We start from the raw sequence: 3,075 nt of genomic DNA, 5'->3' as shown, positions 1-3,075 counted from the left end.
CCCTCATCACAAGCGAAAATATGCTCGACGATTGACCGCCCTGACGGTAACATTTATTATTAAACAAGCTCTAAGAGTGTGTTTACTTTTAAACCAAATTAAATATTATAAGCATAACAAACCCTCAATCAGAGTGTTTGTAGAAGAAAAATGATTAATATGCATAGAATCAGCTTCTATCAGACACATCTGACCGAGGGTCAATGGTCTTATATAAACAAAGTGTTCTTTGAAAATGATTGCAGACACCGTAAATATTCCTTGCGCTCCATATTCGAAGCAATCCTGTATCTTCTGGTCAGCGGCTGCCAATGGCGAATGCTTCCCAAGGATTTTCCGAAATGGCAGTCGGTCTATAAGTTTTTCCGTAAGTGGAGAGAGGACGGTCATATCGAACATTTCATAGAAAAGACAATCATGAGAATCAGACGCAAACGTGGGCAGAACGAATGCCCGACAGTCGGAGCTTTGGACGCGCAAAGCGTCAAATGGGGCAACCGTCAGAGCGATAACGGTTTCGATGCCAATAAAAAGGTAAAGGGTGTCAAACGCAACATCGTGGTTGACCGCAACGGCTTCATCCTTGGACGAACAGTTGACAATGCCGGAAGGCATGATTCCAAACTTGCCTATCCGTTGTGCCGACAGACAGCTTTCTTTTGGCCGACACTTAAGAAAATTCTCGTGGACAGAGGTTATCGCGGAGATATTGCAAATCAGGTAAAGTCCGATTTTATGATAGAGCTTGAGGTCAGCAATACCCCAAACGGGATCAAAGGTTTTACTCCCAGGCCTCTGAGATGGGTCGTGGAAAGGACATTCGCATGGCTTGACGGATTCAGGCGGCTCACAAGAAACTATGAGCAGACCGATGAATCCGCTGAGGAAATGATTGATTTTGCGACTATCAAACTCTTGATAAATCATATCTAATGTTTAACAACTCTAAAAAGTAAACACACTCTAAGTCAATTCCAAACATTCTCTTAATGCATATCAAGCCATGGAGATTCATCGTCGTCATGACAGTGTTTGCGATTTGTTGGGCTTGCGGAGCAGCCAACGGCAATAACCCCGAATCCGCTACAGCAATCGCCGATATGCCAGAAGACAGTATATCGGTATTTGCCGAAAGTGACGCCGGAACTGTCGTTGACGAGCAGACTGAGATTGGCGTGGCTGATACCGATACGGTGTCAGCCGGTTGTGCCGGTCCGTTCAAGATTGGCGCACCCATACCTGAGGTGCTTGATGGCTTCACTGTCATGAAGTCTAAGGAAGAAAAAACACTTCCTGACGGAGGAGGCGTACGCGATATTCCGGTATATTTTTACGAAATCGGTAATATGTGGGATGCCGTCAACGAAGTGATTAAAGAACTTGATGTGTTTGAAGAAGGTGAATTACCGGTCACCGGATGGGAAGTCGAGATTGATGATGTGATTGCAGACCCCGGCATGGAGGGTCTGGGCATTATCGAACACACCGAGGTTGAGGAGATTCTGCAAGCACTGGAGGAGAACCGAGACGAAGCGGCAGACATCGAACCCGAGGACCTTATGTCGGAAGTAGAGCCCGAGGAGATTATGGAAGCCTACGACAATCTTTGCAGTCTCTATGAAGAGGCGCTCCGACAAAAGAAAGGATTGCTTCTGACATTTTGACCGATAGAGCCCGTCTTGAACCCGAACATTACCTTGCTGATTTAGGCATGATTTTGCCAAAATGACAAAAAATCATTAACTTTGCACGCTCAAAGGAAAGAGTGGCGTTTGTGGTATGTCCGCTATTACGTAACGCCCGTAGTGTAAATATAATGTATTTTATCGTATGAAGAAAGCACTCATTACAGGGGTTACGGGTCAGGACGGCTCGTTCCTGGCAGAGCTTCTGCTCGAAAAAGGTTACGACGTGCATGGCACTATCCGTCGCTCGTCAGTTGACTTCCGTGAACGTATCGCCCACCTTGAAGGGCATCCAAATTTTCATCTTCATTATGCCGATCTCGGCGACTCGATGTCTATACTCCAGGTAGTAGGCAAAGTGCGCCCCGATGAAATCTACAATCTCGCCGCACAGAGCCATGTGCAGGTGTCGTTTGACTCGCCTGAGTTTACAGCCGACATCGATGCTACCGGTGTGCTCCGAGTGCTTGAGGCTGTGCGTCTGACCGGTCTGAAAGATACATGCCGCATATATCAGGCATCTACCTCCGAGCTTTACGGAAAGGTAGAGGAAGTGCCTCAGAACGAGAACACTCCGTTCCATCCCTACAGCCCTTATGCTGTTGCCAAGCAGTATGGATTCTGGATTGTCAAGGAATATCGTGAAGCCTATGGCATGTACTGCTGCTCGGGTATCCTCTTCAACCATGAGAGCGAGCGTCGTGGCGAGACTTTCGTTACCCGCAAGATAACTCTTGCTGCCGCACGTATCGCACAGGGCAAGCAGGATAAACTCTACCTCGGCAACCTCTCTTCGCTCCGCGACTGGGGCTACGCCAAGGACTATGTAGAGTGTATGTGGCTCATACTCCAGCATCCCACTCCCGAAGACTTCGTTATCGCTACCGGCGAGCAGCACTCCGTACGCGAATTCTGCGAGCTTGCTTTCCGCAACGTCGGCATCGAACTCCGCTGGGAAGGTGAAGACGAAAACGAAAAAGGTATCGACGTGGCTACAGGCAAAGTGCTCATCGAAGTATCGCCCGACTTCTATCGTCCCACCGATGTGGTAAACCTCTGGGGCGACCCCACAAAGGCACGCGCAAAACTCGGCTGGAACCCGCAGAAGACATCTTTCGCCGAACTGGTAAAGATAATGACCGATGCCGATATGGCCAAGGTGGCTGTAGAACGCGCCGGCGAAAGCGTGCGCACCAACCTCGCCGAATACCTCGAAAAGGGTATCGTGAAGTAAAATATTCCGATAATAGTTAGGAAATGTCCGCAGATTTCACCTAAATTTGCGGACATTCTATTTTAGAAACTGTTTAGAGTTTGTTTAATAATAAATGTTGCCGCCAGGGTCGTATAGCTTGAGACGATTTTCGACATGTGACGAAGGAGTGTACTT

At 47.9% G+C, this 3,075-nt stretch carries 3 protein-coding genes; all 3 read left to right on the top strand.

The genetic code is table 11. From position 1 onward, the window contains the following. Window positions 1-159: 159 nt before the first annotated feature. The 3 genes from K2I50_RS01470 to gmd all read left to right on the top strand — a co-directional run bounded on the left by K2I50_RS01470 (window position 160) and on the right by gmd (window position 2,919). Window positions 160-933 (top strand): IS5 family transposase, encoded by a 774-nt coding sequence (locus K2I50_RS01470; RefSeq protein ID WP_301024479.1) that lies wholly within the window; start codon window positions 160-162, stop codon window positions 931-933. Window positions 934-989: 56 nt separating this feature from the next. Then, window positions 990-1,664: a hypothetical protein gene (locus K2I50_RS01465; RefSeq protein ID WP_301024478.1), complete on the top strand. Its 675-nt coding sequence runs from the start codon at window positions 990-992 to the stop codon at window positions 1,662-1,664. 166 nt (window positions 1,665-1,830) lie between these two features. Continuing rightward, the gene (gmd, locus tag K2I50_RS01460) at window positions 1,831-2,919 is read left to right on the top strand and encodes a GDP-mannose 4,6-dehydratase (RefSeq protein ID WP_301024477.1); all 1,089 of its coding nucleotides are present in this window, start codon (window positions 1,831-1,833) and stop codon (window positions 2,917-2,919) included. Window positions 2,920-3,075 lie beyond the last annotated feature (156 nt).

This window comes from Muribaculum sp. (assembly GCF_029051885.1).
Classification (GTDB): domain Bacteria; phylum Bacteroidota; class Bacteroidia; order Bacteroidales; family Muribaculaceae; genus Muribaculum.
The sequence above is the reverse complement of the archived record's forward strand: the minus strand, read 5'-3'. Positions and strand labels throughout refer to the sequence as shown.